Origin of the sequence: Sporosarcina aquimarina (genome assembly GCF_033253705.1) — a bacterium.
Taxonomy (GTDB): Bacteria; Bacillota; Bacilli; order Bacillales_A; family Planococcaceae; genus Sporosarcina; species Sporosarcina aquimarina.
The window spans coordinates 58,784-77,041 of record NZ_JAUBDH010000005.1 but is presented as its reverse complement, the minus strand read 5'-3'; the positions used below and the strand labels follow the sequence as shown (position 1 = coordinate 77,041).

The 18,258-nt window shown below is 42.6% G+C and carries 17 protein-coding genes; 8 read left to right on the top strand and 9 right to left on the bottom strand.

Translation table 11 applies throughout. From position 1 onward, the window contains the following. Positions 1–42 precede the first annotated feature (42 nt). Together QT716_RS09485 and QT716_RS09480 are read right to left on the bottom strand one after the other, a co-directional pair. Entirely contained in the window at positions 43–720 is a 678-nt protein-coding gene (locus QT716_RS09485; RefSeq protein ID WP_317935802.1) for a GNAT family N-acetyltransferase, read from the bottom strand. Beyond that, entirely contained in the window at positions 717–1,832 is a 1,116-nt protein-coding gene (locus QT716_RS09480; RefSeq protein ID WP_317935801.1) for a mandelate racemase/muconate lactonizing enzyme family protein, read from the bottom strand. Before QT716_RS09480 ends, QT716_RS09485 begins: the two co-directional genes overlap by 4 nt. Before the next feature lie 85 nt (positions 1,833–1,917). On the opposite strand from QT716_RS09480, the gene QT716_RS09475 reads away from it, so the two are divergent. Continuing rightward, the gene (locus QT716_RS09475) at positions 1,918–3,159 is read left to right on the top strand and encodes an HTH domain-containing protein (RefSeq protein ID WP_317935800.1); all 1,242 of its coding nucleotides are present in this window, start codon (positions 1,918–1,920) and stop codon (positions 3,157–3,159) included. A 53-nt stretch (positions 3,160–3,212) separates the two neighbouring features. Here QT716_RS09475 and nhaC read toward each other — a convergent pair whose 3' ends face one another. Beyond that, the gene (gene nhaC / locus QT716_RS09470) at positions 3,213–4,685 is read right to left on the bottom strand and encodes a Na+/H+ antiporter NhaC (protein ID WP_317936017.1); all 1,473 of its coding nucleotides are present in this window, start codon (positions 4,683–4,685) and stop codon (positions 3,213–3,215) included. A 227-nt stretch (positions 4,686–4,912) separates the two neighbouring features. Here nhaC and QT716_RS09465 point away from each other — a divergent pair, with 227 nt between their 5' ends. From QT716_RS09465 to QT716_RS09450, 4 genes are all read left to right on the top strand, one after another. Next, positions 4,913–5,776, top strand: a complete 864-nt coding sequence (locus QT716_RS09465; protein WP_317935799.1) for a YitT family protein — start codon at positions 4,913–4,915, stop codon at positions 5,774–5,776. A gap of 279 nt (positions 5,777–6,055) precedes the next feature. After that, entirely contained in the window at positions 6,056–6,421 is a 366-nt protein-coding gene (locus tag QT716_RS09460) for a DUF5658 family protein (protein ID WP_317935798.1), read from the top strand. Positions 6,422–6,479: 58 nt separating this feature from the next. Then, a complete protein-coding gene (locus QT716_RS09455) occupies positions 6,480–8,435 on the top strand; it encodes a translation factor GTPase family protein (RefSeq protein WP_317935797.1) in 1,956 nt (651 codons plus the stop codon). Then, the gene (locus QT716_RS09450; RefSeq protein ID WP_317935796.1) at positions 8,432–9,001 is read left to right on the top strand and encodes a DUF1273 domain-containing protein; all 570 of its coding nucleotides are present in this window, start codon (positions 8,432–8,434) and stop codon (positions 8,999–9,001) included. Before QT716_RS09455 ends, QT716_RS09450 begins: the two co-directional genes overlap by 4 nt. 219 nt (positions 9,002–9,220) lie before the next feature. Here QT716_RS09450 and QT716_RS09445 read toward each other — a convergent pair whose 3' ends face one another. Next, on the bottom strand, positions 9,221–10,603 hold the full coding sequence (locus QT716_RS09445) for an IS1182 family transposase (protein ID WP_317935795.1): 1,383 nt from the start codon (positions 10,601–10,603) through the stop codon (positions 9,221–9,223). 38 nt (positions 10,604–10,641) lie between these two features. Here QT716_RS09445 and QT716_RS09440 point away from each other — a divergent pair, with 38 nt between their 5' ends. After that, positions 10,642–10,824 carry a hypothetical protein gene (locus QT716_RS09440; RefSeq protein ID WP_317935794.1) on the top strand — a complete coding sequence of 61 codons (183 nt, stop codon included), beginning with the start codon at positions 10,642–10,644 and terminating at the stop codon, positions 10,822–10,824. A gap of 57 nt (positions 10,825–10,881) precedes the next feature. On the opposite strand, the gene cyoE is transcribed toward QT716_RS09440, so the two are convergent. Both cyoE and QT716_RS09430 read right to left on the bottom strand, forming a co-directional pair. Further along, positions 10,882–11,796, bottom strand: a complete 915-nt coding sequence (gene cyoE / locus QT716_RS09435) for a heme o synthase (RefSeq protein ID WP_317935793.1) — start codon at positions 11,794–11,796, stop codon at positions 10,882–10,884. 169 nt (positions 11,797–11,965) lie between these two features. After that, entirely contained in the window at positions 11,966–12,592 is a 627-nt protein-coding gene (locus QT716_RS09430) for an SIMPL domain-containing protein (RefSeq protein ID WP_317935792.1), read from the bottom strand. A 248-nt stretch (positions 12,593–12,840) separates the two neighbouring features. On the opposite strand from QT716_RS09430, the gene ypfJ reads away from it, so the two are divergent. Next, complete coding sequence (gene ypfJ, locus QT716_RS09425; RefSeq protein ID WP_317935791.1) at positions 12,841–13,683, top strand: KPN_02809 family neutral zinc metallopeptidase; 843 nt, start codon at positions 12,841–12,843, stop codon at positions 13,681–13,683. A 58-nt stretch (positions 13,684–13,741) separates the two neighbouring features. On the opposite strand, the gene QT716_RS09420 is transcribed toward ypfJ, so the two are convergent. After that, entirely contained in the window at positions 13,742–14,935 is a 1,194-nt protein-coding gene (locus tag QT716_RS09420; RefSeq protein ID WP_317935790.1) for an NAD(P)/FAD-dependent oxidoreductase, read from the bottom strand. An 80-nt stretch (positions 14,936–15,015) separates the two neighbouring features. Continuing rightward, the gene (locus QT716_RS09415; RefSeq protein WP_317935789.1) at positions 15,016–16,302 is read right to left on the bottom strand and encodes a purine/pyrimidine permease; all 1,287 of its coding nucleotides are present in this window, start codon (positions 16,300–16,302) and stop codon (positions 15,016–15,018) included. A gap of 172 nt (positions 16,303–16,474) precedes the next feature. Between QT716_RS09415 and QT716_RS09410 the strand changes: the two genes are divergently transcribed. Further along, positions 16,475–17,767 (top strand): GTPase, encoded by a 1,293-nt coding sequence (locus QT716_RS09410; protein ID WP_317935788.1) that lies wholly within the window; start codon positions 16,475–16,477, stop codon positions 17,765–17,767. A gap of 31 nt (positions 17,768–17,798) precedes the next feature. Here the strand turns inward: QT716_RS09410 and QT716_RS09405 are convergent, their stop codons facing one another. Further along, the gene (locus QT716_RS09405; RefSeq protein ID WP_317935787.1) at positions 17,799–18,212 is read right to left on the bottom strand and encodes a pyridoxamine 5'-phosphate oxidase family protein; all 414 of its coding nucleotides are present in this window, start codon (positions 18,210–18,212) and stop codon (positions 17,799–17,801) included. Between the last annotated feature and the right edge of the window lie 46 nt (positions 18,213–18,258).

The window sequence follows — 18,258 nt, the reverse complement described above, 5'->3', positions numbered from 1 at the left end:
CCCGTTTTTCATTTAGACTTATAGTTTTCCGATTTCTTATTGCTACTTTTGATAGACGACTGTCCAGCCTTCCTGATCCTCATGAATACTTGTTCCAATCCAACCTTCTTTTAAAAGTTGCTGCTGTTCGTCTATTGCTCCCATAGAAACTTTCCTTGTATCATTAGCTGCCTTTTCTACATCCTTCTTCAGGTTCTTCAACATGATATATCTCGTTAACGTTTCATATTTAATACTAAGTGCAGCAATATGCATGCCCAGTGCTAATTTATCTTTTATGCTCGCGATATTATACGGAGCAACAGTTGCACAAATATAGTGGTACTTATTCGTGTCCACCTCGTTGAAGACAATAGTGCCTAATTGCCTTTGCAAGCCATTCCCTTGAAATTCGGGGTCAACATTCGTAATTTCAGAGTAAAGTACAGTACTCCATTCCTCCTTAGGAATACGTGCGTCTTTAGCTAAGTGTTCAGGATCTTCTCCTGGATCCAGCATCGCCCTGAATGCAATAAGACGGCCTCCTGAACGCACTCCTATTACAACCCCATTTCCTCCTAGAATATTGAGAAAATCTTCTTCTTCTAATGGCTGCAAGAAAGCACGATTAGCCAAACTTTCAAATACTTTAGCTTGCAGTTGTTTCACTTCAGGTAAGTCCTCTATCGTTAAAACCTCTACAGGCAAGTTTGTCCCGTCTTTTAATTTCACTTGGTTCATGCAGACACAACCTTTTCACTGAAAACAGTAAGTTCTGCTAAAGCTTTTTCATCCACATCGATACCCAAACCTGGCTTTTCGTTTAAACGAATGAAAGGAACGTCGTACGTTAAATTGCCGACATCTTTGCTGAATTTCAATGGTCCTGTCAATTCCACACTAGTCATCGCTTTCTGCGAAAACGCAACATGGAACCCTGCAGCTGAACCTACAGATGACTCAACCATAGAACCGACTTGACAATCAATCCCTGCCATTTCAGCCATATGGGCCAGCTTCATAGCTGGATACATCCCGCCGCATTTCATCAGTTTAATATTGACTTTATCTGCTGCTCTCTTAGCGATAATTTCACGCATTTCGCGAACGCCCCGAACCCCTTCATCTGCCATTAACGGTGTTGCGCTCTTCGATTTCACTTCAACTAGCCCATCAATATCATCCGCTTTTACAGGTTGTTCTAACCAATCCAAATGACACGATTCCAGTTTTTTCATCGCTTGCAGTGTTGTCGAACTGTTTACCCACCCTTGGTTGACATCGACACGTATCGCTATGTCCTCTCCAACTCGCGCACGTACTGCTTGAATTCGTTTAACGTCTTCATCAGCGTTGGTACCGACTTTCATTTTAAACGATGTATAGCCAGCTTCCATTCTCTGTGCCGCTTCATTTGCCATTGCTTCAGGTTCGCCAATGCTTAGCACATGAGTTATAGGGAATTCCTTATGATAACGGCCGCCAAGCAATTGATACGCCGGGACGCCAAGATGTTTACCAACTGCATCAAAACAAGCGATGTCAATTGCAGCTTTCGCTGTAGGCACTCCATAAATTTCTTTATCCATACACTCATGCAGTCGTTCAAATTCGCTGGGATCGAGTCTAATTACTGCCGGCGCAAGCGTGTGACGAAGAACCGCAAACGTTCCTTCCCAGCTCTCGCCTGTTACGTGATCGTCTGCTACGGCTTCACCATATCCGACAACTCCAGTATCCGTCGTCAGTTTCACAATAATTGAAGGCATATTATCATAAGTTGCATAACTAATGACGAATGGCTCGTGGAGTGGTAGTCTAATAGCGAAAATCTCAATTTCTTGAATTTTCATGATATAGTTCCTCCCTGCTTGGTTTATGTACTCTTTTATTGTATCATTGTCGGTAAATAGTCGCTAATTATAAAGGTGGATTTCGATGAGAATGAAAGTAGCCATATTCGGCTCCGAAGAATTTTGTAAACGCGCTGTTCAATATACAGATCAGCGCAGTGAGGTGATTTTGGATTGTTATCCATATGCCATACCAAGCGAAGCACCTGAATTGTTGAAAAGCCTACTACCCTGTGATGCGATTCTATTCTCAGGATCCCTTCCCTATGTTGCTTCGATAAACGTGCTGGAAACGATTCCTATACCCGCATTCTATTTAAAGCAAAACGAAACTGAAATTGCGACTACATTACTCGCGATATCTCTTCAGGAAGGCTTGAAACTGCACGAGACGTCCATTGATGTCCGGAACGCGGATGTTTTAGACAATGTATTATCAGATATCGACAAAATGGATCAACGGCCCCTAGTCTATGAGCTGAAAGAAGATTATTTGTTAGAGGATATTATCCAGTTTCACGTTGCATCCTATCAGAGGAAAGAAACGATTCTTGCAATCACGAGTGTACATGCTGCCTATGATCGTTTGGTGGAGCTCAATATTCCAGTAGTTAAAATGATTAATGTAAAAAGTTCGTTTCTCGCTACGTTGGATCAGGTTTGTCAGGAAGCCCTGCTGCATAAGAGTGAAACTTCCAAAATCGCTGCAGGAATATTGGAACTGCCTAGTTCCCCTTCAGTGTCTGAGGGGACTTACGAATTACTAGCAAAATTGCTGCACGCGCATTTCATTGAAGCGGATGAAGGTATTTTGTTTTATACCACTCAAGGCGCAATTCAGTCAGCCCGGTACATTCCTGAATTTGTTGAAATAACTACGCAGTTCAGTGGCAACCTAGCATTTGGAAGCGGACACACGCTGACAGCAGCAAAAGAAAATGCAGTCAGTGCGCTCCGTTATATGCAATTCGAAAAACAAGTCGGAGTCTATTTGCTGGATGAAAAGAAGGAACTTCACAATCTATTGGAGTCTGCGGCTGATCCGGTGGAGTTGCGGGTAATTGAACCTTTTTTGACGGAAATAGCAGAAAAGACTGCGCTTAGTCCGGCAGTTTTATCAAAATTATCATCATTTGGTCAGAGTCACCAATCTACACAATTTACTGCAAATGACCTTGCAAATCATTTAGACGTTTCCCGCAGAACTGCTGAGCGAACCATCAAAAAGCTATTGAACAATAATTATGCACACGCCGTTGGTGAAGAAATGACATATCGGCAAGGGCGGCCGCGAGCTGTTTACGAATTAAGTTTCCCTGTGTATTAACAAAAAGCTGTTCAGGCCGTCTGTAATTTGACGTCCTGAACAGCTTTTTCAAATTATGAGTGTACCGGTAGTTGCTCGTTTTCTTCAGAAGAATGATCGAGCAGCGCTTCTTTTTCCTGCATCCGTACCTTTTCTTCTTCGGTCATTTTCACGATTGAGAATCCTGTGAGTGCATAGATGATCGATAGAATCGGAACGACTAAGTTAATAATCGCATACGGTCCGTATTCGGTTACACCTACTCCCAGAGTTCCAAGGATGAACACGCCGCATGTATTCCAAGGAATGAATACAGAAGTCAGCGTTCCCCCATCCTCTAGGGCACGTGACAAGTTCTTTGAACTTAACCCCTTGTCCTTATAAGCCTTACTGAACATACGTGAAGGTACAACGATAGAGATGTATTGTTCTGCGCACGTAGCGTTTGTCATAATACATGCACCGATTGTAGAAATGATAAGAGACGACGTTGACTTAACAACTTTCATCAGCTGATCCATAATTGCTTTCAGCATACCGGAGTATTCTAATATTCCTCCAAATGTCATCGCGACAATTGTCATGGACACTGTGTACATCATCGAGTCCAAACCGCCGCCATCAAACAAGTTATCGACAAGCGTGTTTCCAGTTTGGATCGAGAATCCTTCTTGAAGAGCTGATAAAGCACCTGTTACGGTACCGCCTTGAATGAAGATCTGGCTTAAGAATCCCATGACAATTCCGACAATTAATGCTGGAACTGCAGGTATTTTCATTGCAACCATTACAATAACTGCAAGCGGCACAAGTAATAGCCACGGAGAAATCAAAAAGCTTTCACTCATCACTTTTGAAGTTTGGGCAATTTTATCTAAATCTATATTGCTCGAAGCAAAACGCCGTCCAAGCACTGTAAATACCCCAAATGCAATAATAAGTGCCGGAATCGTTGTATAGAGCATGTGCTTGATATGGTCAAACAAGTCTGTTCCTGTAAGCCCCGAAGCTAAGTTGGTGGTGTCTGAAAGCGGTGACATTTTATCTCCAAAATAAGCACCTGAAATGACAGCACCTGCAACCATTCCTGCTGGAATACCCATACTAAGACCAATACCCATTCCTGCGACACCGATCGTCGCCATTGTCGACCAAGAGCTGCCGATCGCTAGAGAGACGATGGAACAAATAATCATAATCGCTACTAAAAACCAAGCGGGTGTAATCAACTTCAAGCCATAAAAAATCATGGTTGCGACAATTCCGCCGCCCATCCAAGAGCCGATCGTTAATCCGACCAACATAATAATGATAACAGCTGGAAGAGCTAAACGAATCCCCTTATACATCATTTCCTCAATTTCTTTCCAGTTAAAACCGTATTTCCATGCAACTAGAGCAGCGACTGATGTCCCAACTATTAATGGCATATGAGGACCTTGTTTAAGCCAGACCACAGTGACGAGCATAACTCCGATCATCACTATAAGAGGTAATATCGCCATCCAAAAATTTATCTCTTTTTTCTCACGAGTTTTTGTATCCATCATTTTACCCCACCCCTAATGAATTTTCAGATAAGCAAGAAATGTCGCTAAATCGTCGTTAATAAAATTTTATATGCGATTAATTTGATTGTCAATAGTTTTTCTGTAAACGGTTACAATGGTATACTTACTTAATATCGATAGTTTCGCCCATTAATCCAGGGGATTTCCAAATTGATAAGTTAAGTCAGGCAAACATTTTTATAAAATTAAGGTGGTTAGTTTCTATGAGAAAAGAACATAAAAAGGAGTCCTTTGGCCATTTTGTCCGCAGATATTTATTTATAGCGATTGGCGCGGGTTTAGCCGCAGTGGCATTGGAACTGTTCCTTATACCAAATTCTGTTATCGACGGCGGGATTATCGGGATTTCCCTGATCATCAATTATTTAACGGATATTCCTTTTGGTATTTTAATATTGATCATTAACTTGCCGTTCGTATTTTTTGGGTACAAGCATATCGGGAAAAACTTCTTTCTCTCTTCAACTTTCGCAATTGTATTCTTAGCAGTTATCGAATTTCCACTTAAAGCGGTCGGACCTTTTGTGACGGACCCCCTTTTAGCGACAGCATTTGGAGGAATTCTTTTAGGTGCGGGTGTCGGTATAGTTATTAGAAATGGCGGTGCATTGGATGGCACCGAAATACTAGGTATATTGTTAACTCGTAAAGTCCCGTATTCTGTCGGAGAATTTGTCATGTTTCTTAACATATTCATCTTTGGATGGGCAGGTTTTGTTCTGGGACCTGAAAAAGCGATGTACTCGATCTTAACGTATTACATAGCAGCAAAAGCGATTGACGCGGTCATTCAAGGTTTTGATGAAACAAAAGCCGCAATTATTGTTTCCGATGAATTTGAAGAATTGGCATCTGCCATTGGTGAACGCTTGGGACGTTCTGTTACTAAATTACATGGTAAAGGCGGCTACAGTGATGATGAAAAGGATGTAATCTATGTTGTTGTGACACGGCTCGAGTTGACAAAGTTAAAACAAATTGTGCATGATATCGATCCTTCTGCTTTCACTACGATTATGAATACACAAGAAACCCACGGATCCCGATTTAAGTCCGCGATCCATTGACCGGCTAACCTTTCTTCTCATTGGAGAAAGGTTCAGACTGTAGACATACCTCAGAAATCATGGGGTACCTACAGTCTTTTTCTTTTACAATAGTATTAACTAGGAAAAGTTGATTTCCGCTGAGAGCAAGCCCCCCCGGAAAGCGACCGTCCAGAACGAAAATCAACGTTTTACTTAATCAACCATTTCCAATCTCCTCGAAAGGAATTATACATTTGGGTATAGAGGAGCTTTCCGCTATGCATGCTGTGTAGAAACAGCTGCATAGCAGAACGGAGAATGATCGTGGATGAGGTGAAAGAGCAGCGTGTGCCAATTCAAATAAGATTTGAATGGAAGCTAGTATTACTAATCTTATTATCCGTCTTTGATGCAGGTACTACTGATTTTGGACTTCGTTTTGGGTTAATCGACGAAGCGAATCCTTTGATGTCCTATGTATATTCTTATAGCATTTTTGCTTTCTATTTCATCAAACTTGGTCTTCCCTTTAGTCTAGTCGCGTTTCATTCTTTCGTTGCTCATTCCCGTGTGATACATCGCCTTCTATCTTTCTGCATTATCCTTTATGCCGGTATTGCTGTACTGCATCTCTATTGGTTACTTGCTTATTTCAGCTTTCAAGACAGTTTGGGTTTCATCTAAAAACGGGTTGATGATATACTGTCAGTACTATGATTTTGTGGAATGGCGGGTATATACAATGAAGCAGACAATCGGAATTCTTGCACACGTGGATGCAGGGAAAACGACATTTTCAGAACAACTACTCTATTTAACGAAACAAATCCGGGAACGTGGAAGAGTCGATCATCAAGATGCATTTTTAGACAATCATTCCATTGAACGTGCTCGCGGTATTACCGTATTTGCCGAACAAGCAGAGATTGAATATGATGGTCATGCATTTACACTGATTGATACACCAGGTCACGCAGACTTCTCTCCTGAAATGGAACGCGCGGTACACGTCATGGACGCAGCGATTTTGCTAGTTAGCGCTGCAGACGGTGTCCAAGGTCATACTGAACGGGTTTGGCAGTTATTACGAGGTGCCAACGTTCCTACTTTTTTATTCATTAACAAAATGGACCGCTATACAGCGAATGCCAACACAATTCTCACTGAACTGCAAGAATCCCTCTCGTCTGATTGCTTTGACTTACGCCATATTCATAGCGACGGGACTATGTCTGAGGAATTCGTCGAGTGGCTGGCAGAACGAGATGAAACGCTGCTAACACACTATTTGGAAGACGGATTCGACTCGGCTATGTGGTTGGATACGTTAAAAAAACTAATTATGGATGGCCGTGTGTTTCCTTGCGGTAACGGCTCTGCACTAAAGGATATCGGTATCGAATCTTTCTTTTCTACATTTGTTCGTCTGACGAACCGGCCTTTCCAGGACTCCAGCCTTGCCCCATTCAGCGGGTCTGTTTATAAAATCCGTCATGATGAAAACGGTCAGCGTCTAACATTTTTAAAAGTACATAGCGGGGTACTTCGCGCGAGGGACGAAGTCGTTGTTGGCAGCCTGTCTGAAAAGATTACTCAAATCAGGGTCTATAGCGGAACGAGGTTTACACAGATTTCTGAAGCGGCAGCAGGAGATTTGGTAGCTGTAACCGGTTTAACGAATGCGGCAACGGGGGATTCGATTGGAGTACAAGGTGAATGCGCTGAATTCAGTTCGGTTCCTGCCCTGAAAGTTGCCGTTCAATTCGATCCCTCACACTCCAGTAAAGATGTATGGAACATCTTCAGATTGCTCGATGCTGAAGATCCAACTTTACATGCAGCTTGGAACGAACATAGCCAAGAAATCGAAATCCGGGTCATGGGTGTTATACAGCTTGAGGTGCTTCAACATATCGTACACGAGAGATTCAATATGTCCGTCACATTCGGGACGCCGACAATCCTTTATAAAGAAACCATCGCAGCCCCTGTTTACGGATATGGCCATTTCGAGCCCTTGAAACACTATGCCGAAGTCCATGTTAAATTAGAACCGGCTGAGCGTGAAACGGGTATTCAATTTCACTCTGTCTGTCATACGGACGCGCTTTCTTATGGACATCAGCGTGTAATTGAAAAACACTTGTTTGAACGGGAGCATCATGGATTATTAACCGGCTCTCCCCTAACCGATTTATCGGTAACGTTATTGACCGGTCGTTCGCATAACGAACATACTTCCGGCGGGGATTTTAGAGAATCTCTGTTTCGTGCAATCCGGCAAGGACTGGAACAAGCAGAAAACCTTCTCCTTGAACCTTACTATGCGTTTAAGATGAAAGTGGATAGCGAACTCATCGGCCGGGTATTAACGGATATCCAGCAAGCGCATGGAACGTTTAATGTACCCGAGACATCTGGTCCCCATACAATTGTTACAGGAAGTGTCCCAGTGGCAACGTTTATAAATTACAACACTGAATTTGCTTCCTATACTGGAGGCAAAGGTGTTTTACTTCTGACTTTCGACGGATATGGCCCATGTCATAACACTGAAGAAGTGATTGAGAGAATTGGTTACGACAAATCTGCCGATCCAGAATACTCCTCTTCCTCTGTATTCTGCACTAAGGGTAAAGGGTATACCGTCCCGTGGCAGGAAGCAAAAGCTGCAATGCATTGCGAGGTGATTGAGTGAAACGCGTTTTGGTTACGGGTTATAAACCGCATGAGTTAGGTATATTCGATACAAAGAATCCAGGAATAGCGATTATTAAAAAGGCATTATTCGATCGGTTGCAGGCGTTAGTGGACAACGGACTTGAATGGGTTATTATTAGCGGACAGCCGGGCTGTGAAACTTGGGCGGGACAAGTCGTCGCTGAGTTAAAAGATACCTATCCTTCACTCAAGTTAGCGATTATCACTCCGTTTTTAGAGCAAGAAAAAAATTGGAATGATTTGAAGAAGCAAGACTACGAAGAGTTGCAGGTCATTGCCGATTATCAAGTGAGCCTAACAAAACGTCCATATGAAGCACCTTGGCAGTTCATCGAACGCGATAAGTTTCTGTTACGCAATACAGATGGTTTGCTGGTAGTCTATGACGAAGAAAACGATGGATCCCCCAAATTCATGAAACGGATGGCAGAAAAGTTTGCAGACAAGCAGCCTTACGAAATCCTCACAATTTCCGCAGATGACCTTCAACTGATCGCCGAAGACATCCAGCGAGCCCAACAAGATACTTTCATGGATTTTTAACAACTAAACAAAAGGGTTGGAAATCAAATCGATTTCCAACCCTTTTGGTTTTGAAGTGATAAAAATGCAAGTGGTCGAAAGACGTTGATCTCCGTTCCGGGCGGACGCTTTCCGGGGGGCTTGCCCTCAGCCTCCTCGTCGCTTCGCTCCTGCGGGGTCTTCGCGCTGCGCTGATCCCCCAGGAGTCGCCGCCCTGCACTCCGATCAACTCGGTATCCCTTAGGACACTGAATATGTATGGGCACCTTTGTTACCAAGTGGATTCCATGCCCAGCTGGCAAGTTTCTTCAGATTTTGGGCAGCAAAAGAAAGCATCGCCTGCATGGACAATTTTTTAAGGCCCCTCAGGACTGTCCATCGCATTCCATGCTTCTCTTTCGCATCCGCAAAGACACGTTCAACCGTCTCTTTCCTCTGCTCATAAATTTCTTTGATTTCGGTATGGTGTCTCAATTCTTCTGCCATGTCCAGATAATCTTGCCAGATGTGCCGCTGGATGACCTTTTGTTGATTCTTGCTGTTTGTGCATTGATCAATTACCGGACAGCTGGAGCAGATAGAAGGAGATGAGGCATACTGACGGTAACCTTCCTTCGTGGTCGTTCGATAAGGTAGAACTTGTCCTTCCGGACAAAGATAACAATCATAATGCTCGTCATAAACATACTCATGCTTCTTAAAAAAGCCCTCTTTCGTCATCGGTCGTTTATAAGGAAGTACCGGTAAAATCTGATTCTCCAAAAGAAATTTTGCAATCGCAGGGGTCTTATAGGCAGCGTCTGCCGCAACGGCCAACGGCCGTTTCACCTTTTCAATGACATTCTCAACAAGCGGTTGAAGGATATGACTGTCGTGTACGTTTCCCGGTGTCACAATTGCAGATAACACAAATCCCTTTTCATCTGTGGCTGCATGAAAGGAATAAGCAAACTGTTTTGTCCGCTCGTCCTTCACATAGTAGCCGCTTTCTGGATCTGTCGTGGACTCCTTGATTTCCTTGTGTTCCTCTTTCTCGAACTTCTCTGGAGGAAATGGCTTCTTTCCGTGTTCCTCACGGTCTAAGTTGAGCTCCTCCTGGAGCTTCTGTTCATACGCACGACTCTCTTTGCGAACTGTCTTCTTTTCAAACTTTCGTTTGTTCGCGCTGGCTTTCACATGTGTGGAGTCAATGAATACATGATCAGGGCTCAGCAGGCCGTGGTCTGTAATTTCTTTGAGTACGCGGTAGAATATCTGTTCAAAGAGATCGGTATCTGCGAATCGGCGGACATAATTCTTCCCGAACGTTGAGAAGTGAGGAACTTCAGTATGGAAGCCGAAGCCAAGGAACCAGCGATACGCCACATTGGTCTCAATCTCTTTGATGGTCTGTCTCATTGAGCGGATACCGAAGGTATATTGAATGAATGTCATCTTGATCAGGACAACCGGATCGATGCTTGGCCGTCCTACAACCGAATATAAATTCTCAACCAGTGGATAGACGAAGGAAAAGTCAAGGGCGGCATCCAGTTTACGGACCAGATGATCTTGTGGAACCAATTGTTCAATCGTCAGGATTTCCAACTGGTCGCGTTCATTAACTTGATTTTTTGTCATCATATCCATCACCTCATTGAGTAGTAAGAGACATCAGTTGATTGGAGCGGAGAGCGGCGACTCCTGGGGGATCAGCACGAGCTGAAGACCCTGGACGGAGCGAAGCGGAGGAAGCGGCTGAAGCCGTGCCCCCCGGAAAGCGTCCGCTCGCAGCGGAAATCAACAGTTTTCACGTTGCTTCCATTGTAAAAGAAAAAAGACTGCAGGCAAACTCCAAAACTTAAGAGTTTGTCTACAGTCTGAAACAAAAGGCAGAGTGCTTAAGCACTCTGCCTTTTGTTTTATAAAATTGAAGTTGTCATAAGAATCATCGACATGAAGAAGATGGTCATATAGTTGACTGAGTACAAAAACATCCAATGCGCCCATTTAAAATCATCTTTCATAAACAACCCCGCAACAGCCAGTACGAAAAATCCAATATTCATAACCGTTATCAGGAAGATGAATCCTGTCCCAAACGCCGCAAGGAAAAATGGAAGAGGCAGGAGACAAGCCGTGTAGACGATGGACTGTCTTTTTGTCATTGGAATTCCTTTAACAACCGGAAGCATCGCGACCCCAGCTGCTCGATACTCATCTACTTTCTTAATGGCAATGGCAAAAGTGTGTGGCATCTGCCAAATGAATAGAACAATCGCCAGTACAATCGGTACCATGTGATAAGATGGCCCAACAGCTGCCCAGCCAATTAACGGCGTGACAGCACCTGAAACACTGCCAATAACCGTATTCAGTGTATACTTTCGTTTTGACCACATCGTATACAATACGACATACGTAAACCACCCGACAAACCCATAAATGGCTGCACTAGGTGTTGCCGCATAAAGCATTAAAAATCCAACAACAGACAAGCCTATTCCTATTTTGAGAATGTTCACCATCGAAATATTGCCCGTTACTGTCGGGCGCTGCTGAGTGCGTTTCATTACTCGGTCGAGATCTACTTCGTACCAGTTATTTAACGTGAGTGCACCAGCCATCAAAAGAGTGCTTCCTACCATTGTTAAGAAAAATAATGAGATGTATTCCGCAAATGTCCCGCCATAAAAGTAAATCGCCAACCAAAATCCTGCAAAAACAGGAAGTACGTTTGCAACTAACACAGGTCCTTTGAATAAATATTTCAAATCAGTCGCAAGTGTAGAGGCTGACTGTTCTTTTTCAATCGTTCGCTCCATTGTTTTTTGCATAAGTTCGCATCCTTTGAAGAATGATAAGTAGTACGAAGACAATATTTCCTTCATCCTACTATATCATCATTTGGACAGAAACAGAAAGACCTGAATTGATAAATATGTGACATTTTTTATGAACCATGCAGGACTTACCTATCTTTTCCTGTCATGCATAGGAGTACCTTCACCGATAACTGTACGTAATCATCACATTTGCTACTACTTCAAGGACACCGGACTCAATAGGCGGAGCTTTACTCATTTTCATAGCCTGGACCGTAAAAGGCATTGCCTGAGGTTGTGTTGTCTCTTGTATATGAACGGGTACATGGTTTAACACCACTTCTGCGGCTTGTGCTAATGCTAAAGCATGTGATTGTGCATTTCGTACAGCTTTTGTAAGTGCTTCTTCATAGAGTTCAGATGAATTATCAATACTGAATTGAATAGAAGATACTTCAGTGGCACCTGCTCGAACCGCAGCATCGATAATCTCGCCAACATCTTGAATGTCTCGCACTGTCACTTTCAACTGGTGATGAACTTCATATTCCCTGAAATGCTGCTGACCATCAATATAGTCATATTGCGGCGATACATTAAAAAGAGAAGTCTGGATATCTTCCCGGGATACCCCAAGTGCCGTCAGCTGATCAATGACAGATTGAGAACGGTCAGAGTTATCAGTTAGTGCGTCAGACAATTGCGCTGCATGCGTTGTAATGCCCAGTTGAATTGAGACAAGATCCGGTTTTCCTGAAACCATTCCTGTACCGCCGACCACCATTGTTTGATTCAGTTGCTCCCTCATACTTACTCCCCCCCTCAAATAGTGTTTACCTACTTCTTCCCACAATCCATTTATTCTATGCTTCAGTCTGCCTTTGGTTTCTGCAAAAGATTCTTGTATAGGTTGGATCAGGGTTATTTAAACGTTTCACTGAAAAAATCTCATAAAAATAAAACAGCTTTCTCATTTTTGGATAAAGTGCAGTCACTTTTGGGTATAGAACAACTAAGCAAGCGAGCACTCATTAATGATTATAAGGAGTAATGCATATGAAATGGCGTGGACGAAGGGAAAGTTCAAATGTAGAAGATCGACGCGGAATGAGCGGGACAGCAGTTGTCGGAGGTGGAATCGGAACAGTTGTAATCGCACTCGTTGTCCTCTTTCTAGGCGGAGACCCCTCTGAATTACTTGGGTCAATCACTGGCGGTGAAACGAGTCAATCACTGCCGTACGAAGAGACAGAGCAAGAACGGGAATTAGCTGACTTTGTGTCCGTAGTGCTAGCTGACACGGAAGATGTTTGGTCCGATGTTTTTGCTGAAGAAGGAATGACTTATGAAGACCCTACCCTTGTTATGTATACGGGCAGCGTCCAATCTGCATGCGGCAGCGCAAGTTCTGCAGTAGGACCCTTCTATTGTCCTGGTGATGAAAAATTATACATCGATTTAAGTTTCTATGATGAATTAAAAAGTAAGTTTCAAGCACCAGGAGATTTTGCAATGGCGTACGTAATTGCTCACGAAGTTGGACATCACGTTCAAAAGCAACTCGGAACAAGTGATAAAATGAATGCACTTCGAAATCGTCTATCTAAAGAAGAATACAACAAATACTCTGTACGACTTGAGCTGCAAGCCGATTACTATGCTGGCGTTTGGGCTGGCCGGGCAAAGCAGCAGAATCTGCTGGAAGAGGGAGATTTAGAAGAAGCACTTACTGCAGCTAGTGCTGTCGGTGACGATACCATTCAAAAGCGATCACAAGGATATGTTGTACCGGAAAGTTTTACTCATGGAACTTCAAAACAAAGACAAGATTGGTTTTATAAAGGGTTTAAAAATGGAACAATTGAAGGCGGCAACACATTTTCCGGCTTAAACTTTTAATAACTTAAACAAAAATATCCATGCCGTCAAGTCATCGACGGCACGGATATTTTTTAAGTTAACGGCTCGGTTTTACAATATGAGCATACTTATTCTGATTCCCTTCAATCAGATCTAAAATAATCGAAGCACCTGCCATTGAATAACATGTCCCATTCCCTTCAAAACCTAATAAATAATACACGGTCGCAGTCTCGGCAGATCGACCCATAAACGGTAAACCGTCTTTTGAAATACCGAATAACGAATTCCACGAATCGTCTATCTCCACTTCCAAATGAGGAAAAATTTCTGTAATTTCATCTAGTATTTCTTGGCCTTTTTGAAGAATTACTTCCGCATTCTCGTGTAAGTCACTCGATTCTTGGTCCAATCCTCCTGCGATCATTCTTCCTCCAGGAGCGGTACGGAAGTATAAATATGGTTTTTTCGTTTCCCATACCATTACATTGTCTTTCCAAAGCTCGCCTTCTATAGGTTTTGTAGCAATTGCAAATGTCTGATTGATTTGTGCTTTATCATTTAATTCCCTGTACAATTTACTATATCCTGTAGCGATTACTAGTGATTCAAATGATATGGTGTCCCCTGCTCCTGTTTGGATTGTATCATCCGTTATAGAATCCATATCCAAAGATGTATGTTCAAAGTATGTAACACCCATTTTCAAGTTTTCTGCAGTTAACGCTTGTATGAATTGATAAGGATTTACTTCCGCATCATTCCAGGTTCTTAGTGCAGCTGGTTTGTCCACGCCATACCGCTCCATTAGTTCTTCATTGGACAAATACTCAGCTGGAAAGCCATATTTCTCTAAATAACTGAATTCCCGTTTCAATTTGTCTACATCGTTTTCAGTCGATGCATAATAAATACTGTCCCTTAGACGATAACCCGTAGTTTCAGGCAATGTTGAAGCAATCTCAGTTAGTTCACGCATAGCTTCTAAGCACATCTTGTAAAATAGAACCGCGTCTTCTTCGCCTATACGGTCTACAAATTCAGATAGCATCGTATCACTGCAATACTGAAGAAGGCCAGTATTAGCGGAGCTGCTCCCCTTCCCTACTTCATCACGGTCTACAACTGTCACTTTTTTTCCCGCGCTGGCTAATTTATAAGCAGTCAAAGTGCCGGACATTCCCCCGCCGACAACCAAAATCTCTGTATCTATAGATTTTTCTAATGTGGTAAAACGATCTGCCGGTTTTGCAGTTTTATCCCAATATGTCTGTCCTGTTGTAAGTTTCATCTCTATCTTCCTTTCCTAGTTGCGTTCATCTTCTAAACTCATTCCCGCAAATAGAGGTTAGGCAAACCTAAAAGGAATCTTTACTGTCGACGTGTTTGGTAGATCGATAATTGTTCTACTATAATCGCAACGATCGTTCCGGTAATTAAGCCGTTTGATAAGACTGAAGCTAAAACTGCCGGCAGTTCCGCAAAACTTTCAGATGGAATGAACATATTGCCGACACCCGTCATGAGACCAATGGCCACCGCTTTCCTCGCCCGTTCTTTTTCAGCATCCTCATCCAGTTCAGAGAATGCCATCGATACCATCTTAGTAAAAATTGCAAATGTCACAGCATAAGCAACAGGTGCAGGTAACGCGGCGAATACCGCCATAATCGCTGGGAAGAATGTGATCACGACGATCAATCCGCTTCCGACAATGAACGGGATAATAGAAGCCATACCCGTTGTACCAACGAATCCGGCAGCCCCTGAAATCGGCACCGGACCAATCGCCGAAAACACACCTGAGAGCAAATGGTTAATGCCCGAAATGAACGAACCTTGACGTGTGCGGTCTACCACTTCCATAGAAAACTTTTGTTTCAACAAATTCTCCATAACTCGGATGGACGCGAGCATATTGGCTATTAACAGCAGAGTTATGAAAATAGCTGTAACAAACACGCCGCCATCCCAAACCGGCAGTCCATACACAAACACTTTAGGTAACTCAATCAAGTGCTTCGAAACAATATCTACATCTGGCGCTCGGTCAAGTAAGACAAAAATTCCCCAGCCAATTAAAATCGATAACAGCACTGCATATTTAGAAACCCATTCTCTCTTATTCCCCATGGCGAGGAATGTGATCAGGAGCACAAGAAAACTGCCTAAAACAATTTTAAGGTCAATTAAATCACCCTCGTTTTCTACACCTGTCATCCCTTTTAAAAAAGTACCGCTCAATTGTAAAATTAGTAGCATTAAGTACGTAAAAGTGATTGCAGGCGTAAACAGTTTTTTCATTTTTGTGATTACACCTGCAGCTGCTAGAATAAGGAACAGCACGCCACTGTATAACATACCGCTTTGAAGTGCCTGTAAAGCATCATGCGGAGTACTATAAAAAACACCTACCATACCGGCATAGACAACAAAGATTCCCCACCAAAGACCTGCGGGCCCTTCATTGATTGGCAGTCGATGGCCGATGAATGCCTGCAGTAAACAGGCTATTCCTAATACAAAAATCGTGCGCTGTAAAAACAATGCCGTATCTCCAGAATCCATTCCAAATACGTGGGCGATTGCAATAGGAGCTGCAATGGATGATGCCATTAAAAATACCGCCCATTGAATACCGCCTGCCAGCTGTTTCATATGTAATTCCCCCAATTAATACCGCTTTAATACCGTTCAAATTTTCGTTCCTCAGTATACCATGCAATTCATCATAAGTTTGTACAATATTTTCACACAGCTTACGTTCCGCTTGAAGACAAGCGGTTATGGGTACAAGATATATATAGAACTACGAAAGAGGGTGTTGTTGATGGGAACCCAATTTGAAGAAATGCGCCAGCGACTTCATCACATTGGCAATTTGTCCAATTACATTGAAGAGCTGTTCACTAAACTACCCGGAAATTTGATATCTGAGAAGCAGCGTAAAAAAATGATGCAAATTATGATGGATGATGATGAACTTCAAAATTTGTTAGATGGTTTAAAAAATCCACGGCCGCCCAGATTTGTATTAGTAGGCCGAACTGGCGTTGGGAAAAGCAGCTTAATAAACGCTATCAGCGGTCATTATCTGGCAGAAGTAAGTGAGATTGAAATCGGAACGACGGAAGCAAAACGTTATGCCTATGAAGCCGATGGACATGTTTACTTTGAAGTAATCGATACACGTGGTATTGGGGAATCGGAATCATTTGATACAAAAGCCGAAGAGGCATTAAAAGAAGTGATTCAATCGTTCGAACCGGATGCTGTTCTATTTTTACAAAAAGCCGCAGAACGCGCTCATATCGACAAAGACGTGGAAATCACAAAAAAGATTATGAAAAAAGCCGCTGAAGGTCTTCCCTTAATCGCAGTGATCACTCAAGTGGATGAGTTAAACCCTTCACGCGTGAAAGAACCTGAAAAGTATCCTACAGAAAAACTTCGCTTAATAGAGGATAAAATAACGCAGCTCAAACGTATTTTTGATCAGCATGACTTAAAAGCATCCGCTTTCCTTCCAGTGTCCTCATATATAGAATGGTCAGAAGACGAAGAAGGCAGCCCATCAATTGAATTTGACGGGCGTTTTGGAATCGAGGATCTAATCGATTTTTTGGAAGACAGCCTGGACATCCGGGCAGCCATCCATCTAGGTCTATCCGTTCGTCTCAATAGCATTTCTGAAAGAATTGCCCTGCGTTTCATTAAAGTTTTTACAGCACTAGCTGGAACTGTTGCCCTCAGCCCGTTAATCGCAACGGACATCGCTGTGTTACTCGCACTGCAATCTATTCTGCTTATGATCATTGCGTATCTATCTGGACGTGAGCTCGATTTCAAAACGGCACGTGAAGTATTGGTTTCACTCGGTGGCATCGGTGCGACCGGTTTTACATTGCGGATGATTGCTCAACAGGGTAGTAAATTTGCAAATCTTGTAATTCCTGGTGCCGGATCTGCGATAAGTGCAAGTATTGCGAGCGGCGGTACGTACGCAATCGGAAAGGCTGCGATTGCATACTTCTTGCGCGGTGCAGACGAGAGTGACCTAAAAGCAATCGCTAAAAATGCTCGCGTTGAATATGAAAAAGATTTGGATAGTAAAAAAGGATGAGCGATGAGCTCATCCTTTTTTTTGTATTCATTTAAAACGTAATTGTTTGGGGTTCTTCGCCTTTTTTGTTCATAACTCGGATTGACTCTGGAGTCACTTTTAATATAACTAGGTTTGGATCTTCTGGTCCATCAAACCAAGGTTTCATATGATCATTCCAAACCTTTTCTTTCATTTCCTTATCATCAGAAATAGTTACTTTACCTGCAATTTCTAAAAAGGCATCTCCATAGCCTTCATCTTCGTAACCAAGTAAAATGTGTGTATTTGGGTTCTTTTCAAGCTCATCCACTTTTTCCGTTTTCTTAGAAGTCGCTGTATACAATGTGAAGTCCTCGTGGAAAAACGTCATATAACGACTGAACGGTTTATTTGCTTCAACTGTTGACATTGTACCAACATGACTTTCATCTAAAATCTTTTGTGCAGTTTCTTTTGCATTCATGATAATCTCTCCTTTTGTCCAATTAATATTAGTCTTCCTGTTATTC

Excerpts from the sequence above, each read along its gene's own strand:
- QT716_RS09485 (WP_317935802.1), bottom strand. The coding sequence starts at position 720 with ATGAACCAAGTGAAATTAAAAGACGGGACAAACTTGCCTGTAGAGGTT.
- QT716_RS09480 (WP_317935801.1), bottom strand. The coding sequence starts at position 1,832 with ATGAAAATTCAAGAAATTGAGATTTTCGCTATTAGACTACCACTCCAC.
- QT716_RS09475 (WP_317935800.1), top strand. The coding sequence starts at position 1,918 with ATGAGAATGAAAGTAGCCATATTCGGCTCCGAAGAATTTTGTAAACGC.
- nhaC (WP_317936017.1), bottom strand. The coding sequence starts at position 4,685 with ATGGATACAAAAACTCGTGAGAAAAAAGAGATAAATTTTTGGATGGCG.
- QT716_RS09465 (WP_317935799.1), top strand. The coding sequence starts at position 4,913 with ATGAGAAAAGAACATAAAAAGGAGTCCTTTGGCCATTTTGTCCGCAGA.
- QT716_RS09460 (WP_317935798.1), top strand. The coding sequence starts at position 6,056 with ATGATCGTGGATGAGGTGAAAGAGCAGCGTGTGCCAATTCAAATAAGA.
- QT716_RS09455 (WP_317935797.1), top strand. The coding sequence starts at position 6,480 with ATGAAGCAGACAATCGGAATTCTTGCACACGTGGATGCAGGGAAAACG.
- QT716_RS09445 (WP_317935795.1), bottom strand. The coding sequence starts at position 10,603 with ATGATGACAAAAAATCAAGTTAATGAACGCGACCAGTTGGAAATCCTG.
- cyoE (WP_317935793.1), bottom strand. The coding sequence starts at position 11,796 with ATGCAAAAAACAATGGAGCGAACGATTGAAAAAGAACAGTCAGCCTCT.
- QT716_RS09430 (WP_317935792.1), bottom strand. The coding sequence starts at position 12,592 with ATGAGGGAGCAACTGAATCAAACAATGGTGGTCGGCGGTACAGGAATG.
- ypfJ (WP_317935791.1), top strand. The coding sequence starts at position 12,841 with ATGAAATGGCGTGGACGAAGGGAAAGTTCAAATGTAGAAGATCGACGC.
- QT716_RS09420 (WP_317935790.1), bottom strand. The coding sequence starts at position 14,935 with ATGAAACTTACAACAGGACAGACATATTGGGATAAAACTGCAAAACCG.
- QT716_RS09415 (WP_317935789.1), bottom strand. The coding sequence starts at position 16,302 with ATGAAACAGCTGGCAGGCGGTATTCAATGGGCGGTATTTTTAATGGCA.
- QT716_RS09410 (WP_317935788.1), top strand. The coding sequence starts at position 16,475 with ATGGGAACCCAATTTGAAGAAATGCGCCAGCGACTTCATCACATTGGC.
- QT716_RS09405 (WP_317935787.1), bottom strand. The coding sequence starts at position 18,212 with ATGAATGCAAAAGAAACTGCACAAAAGATTTTAGATGAAAGTCATGTT.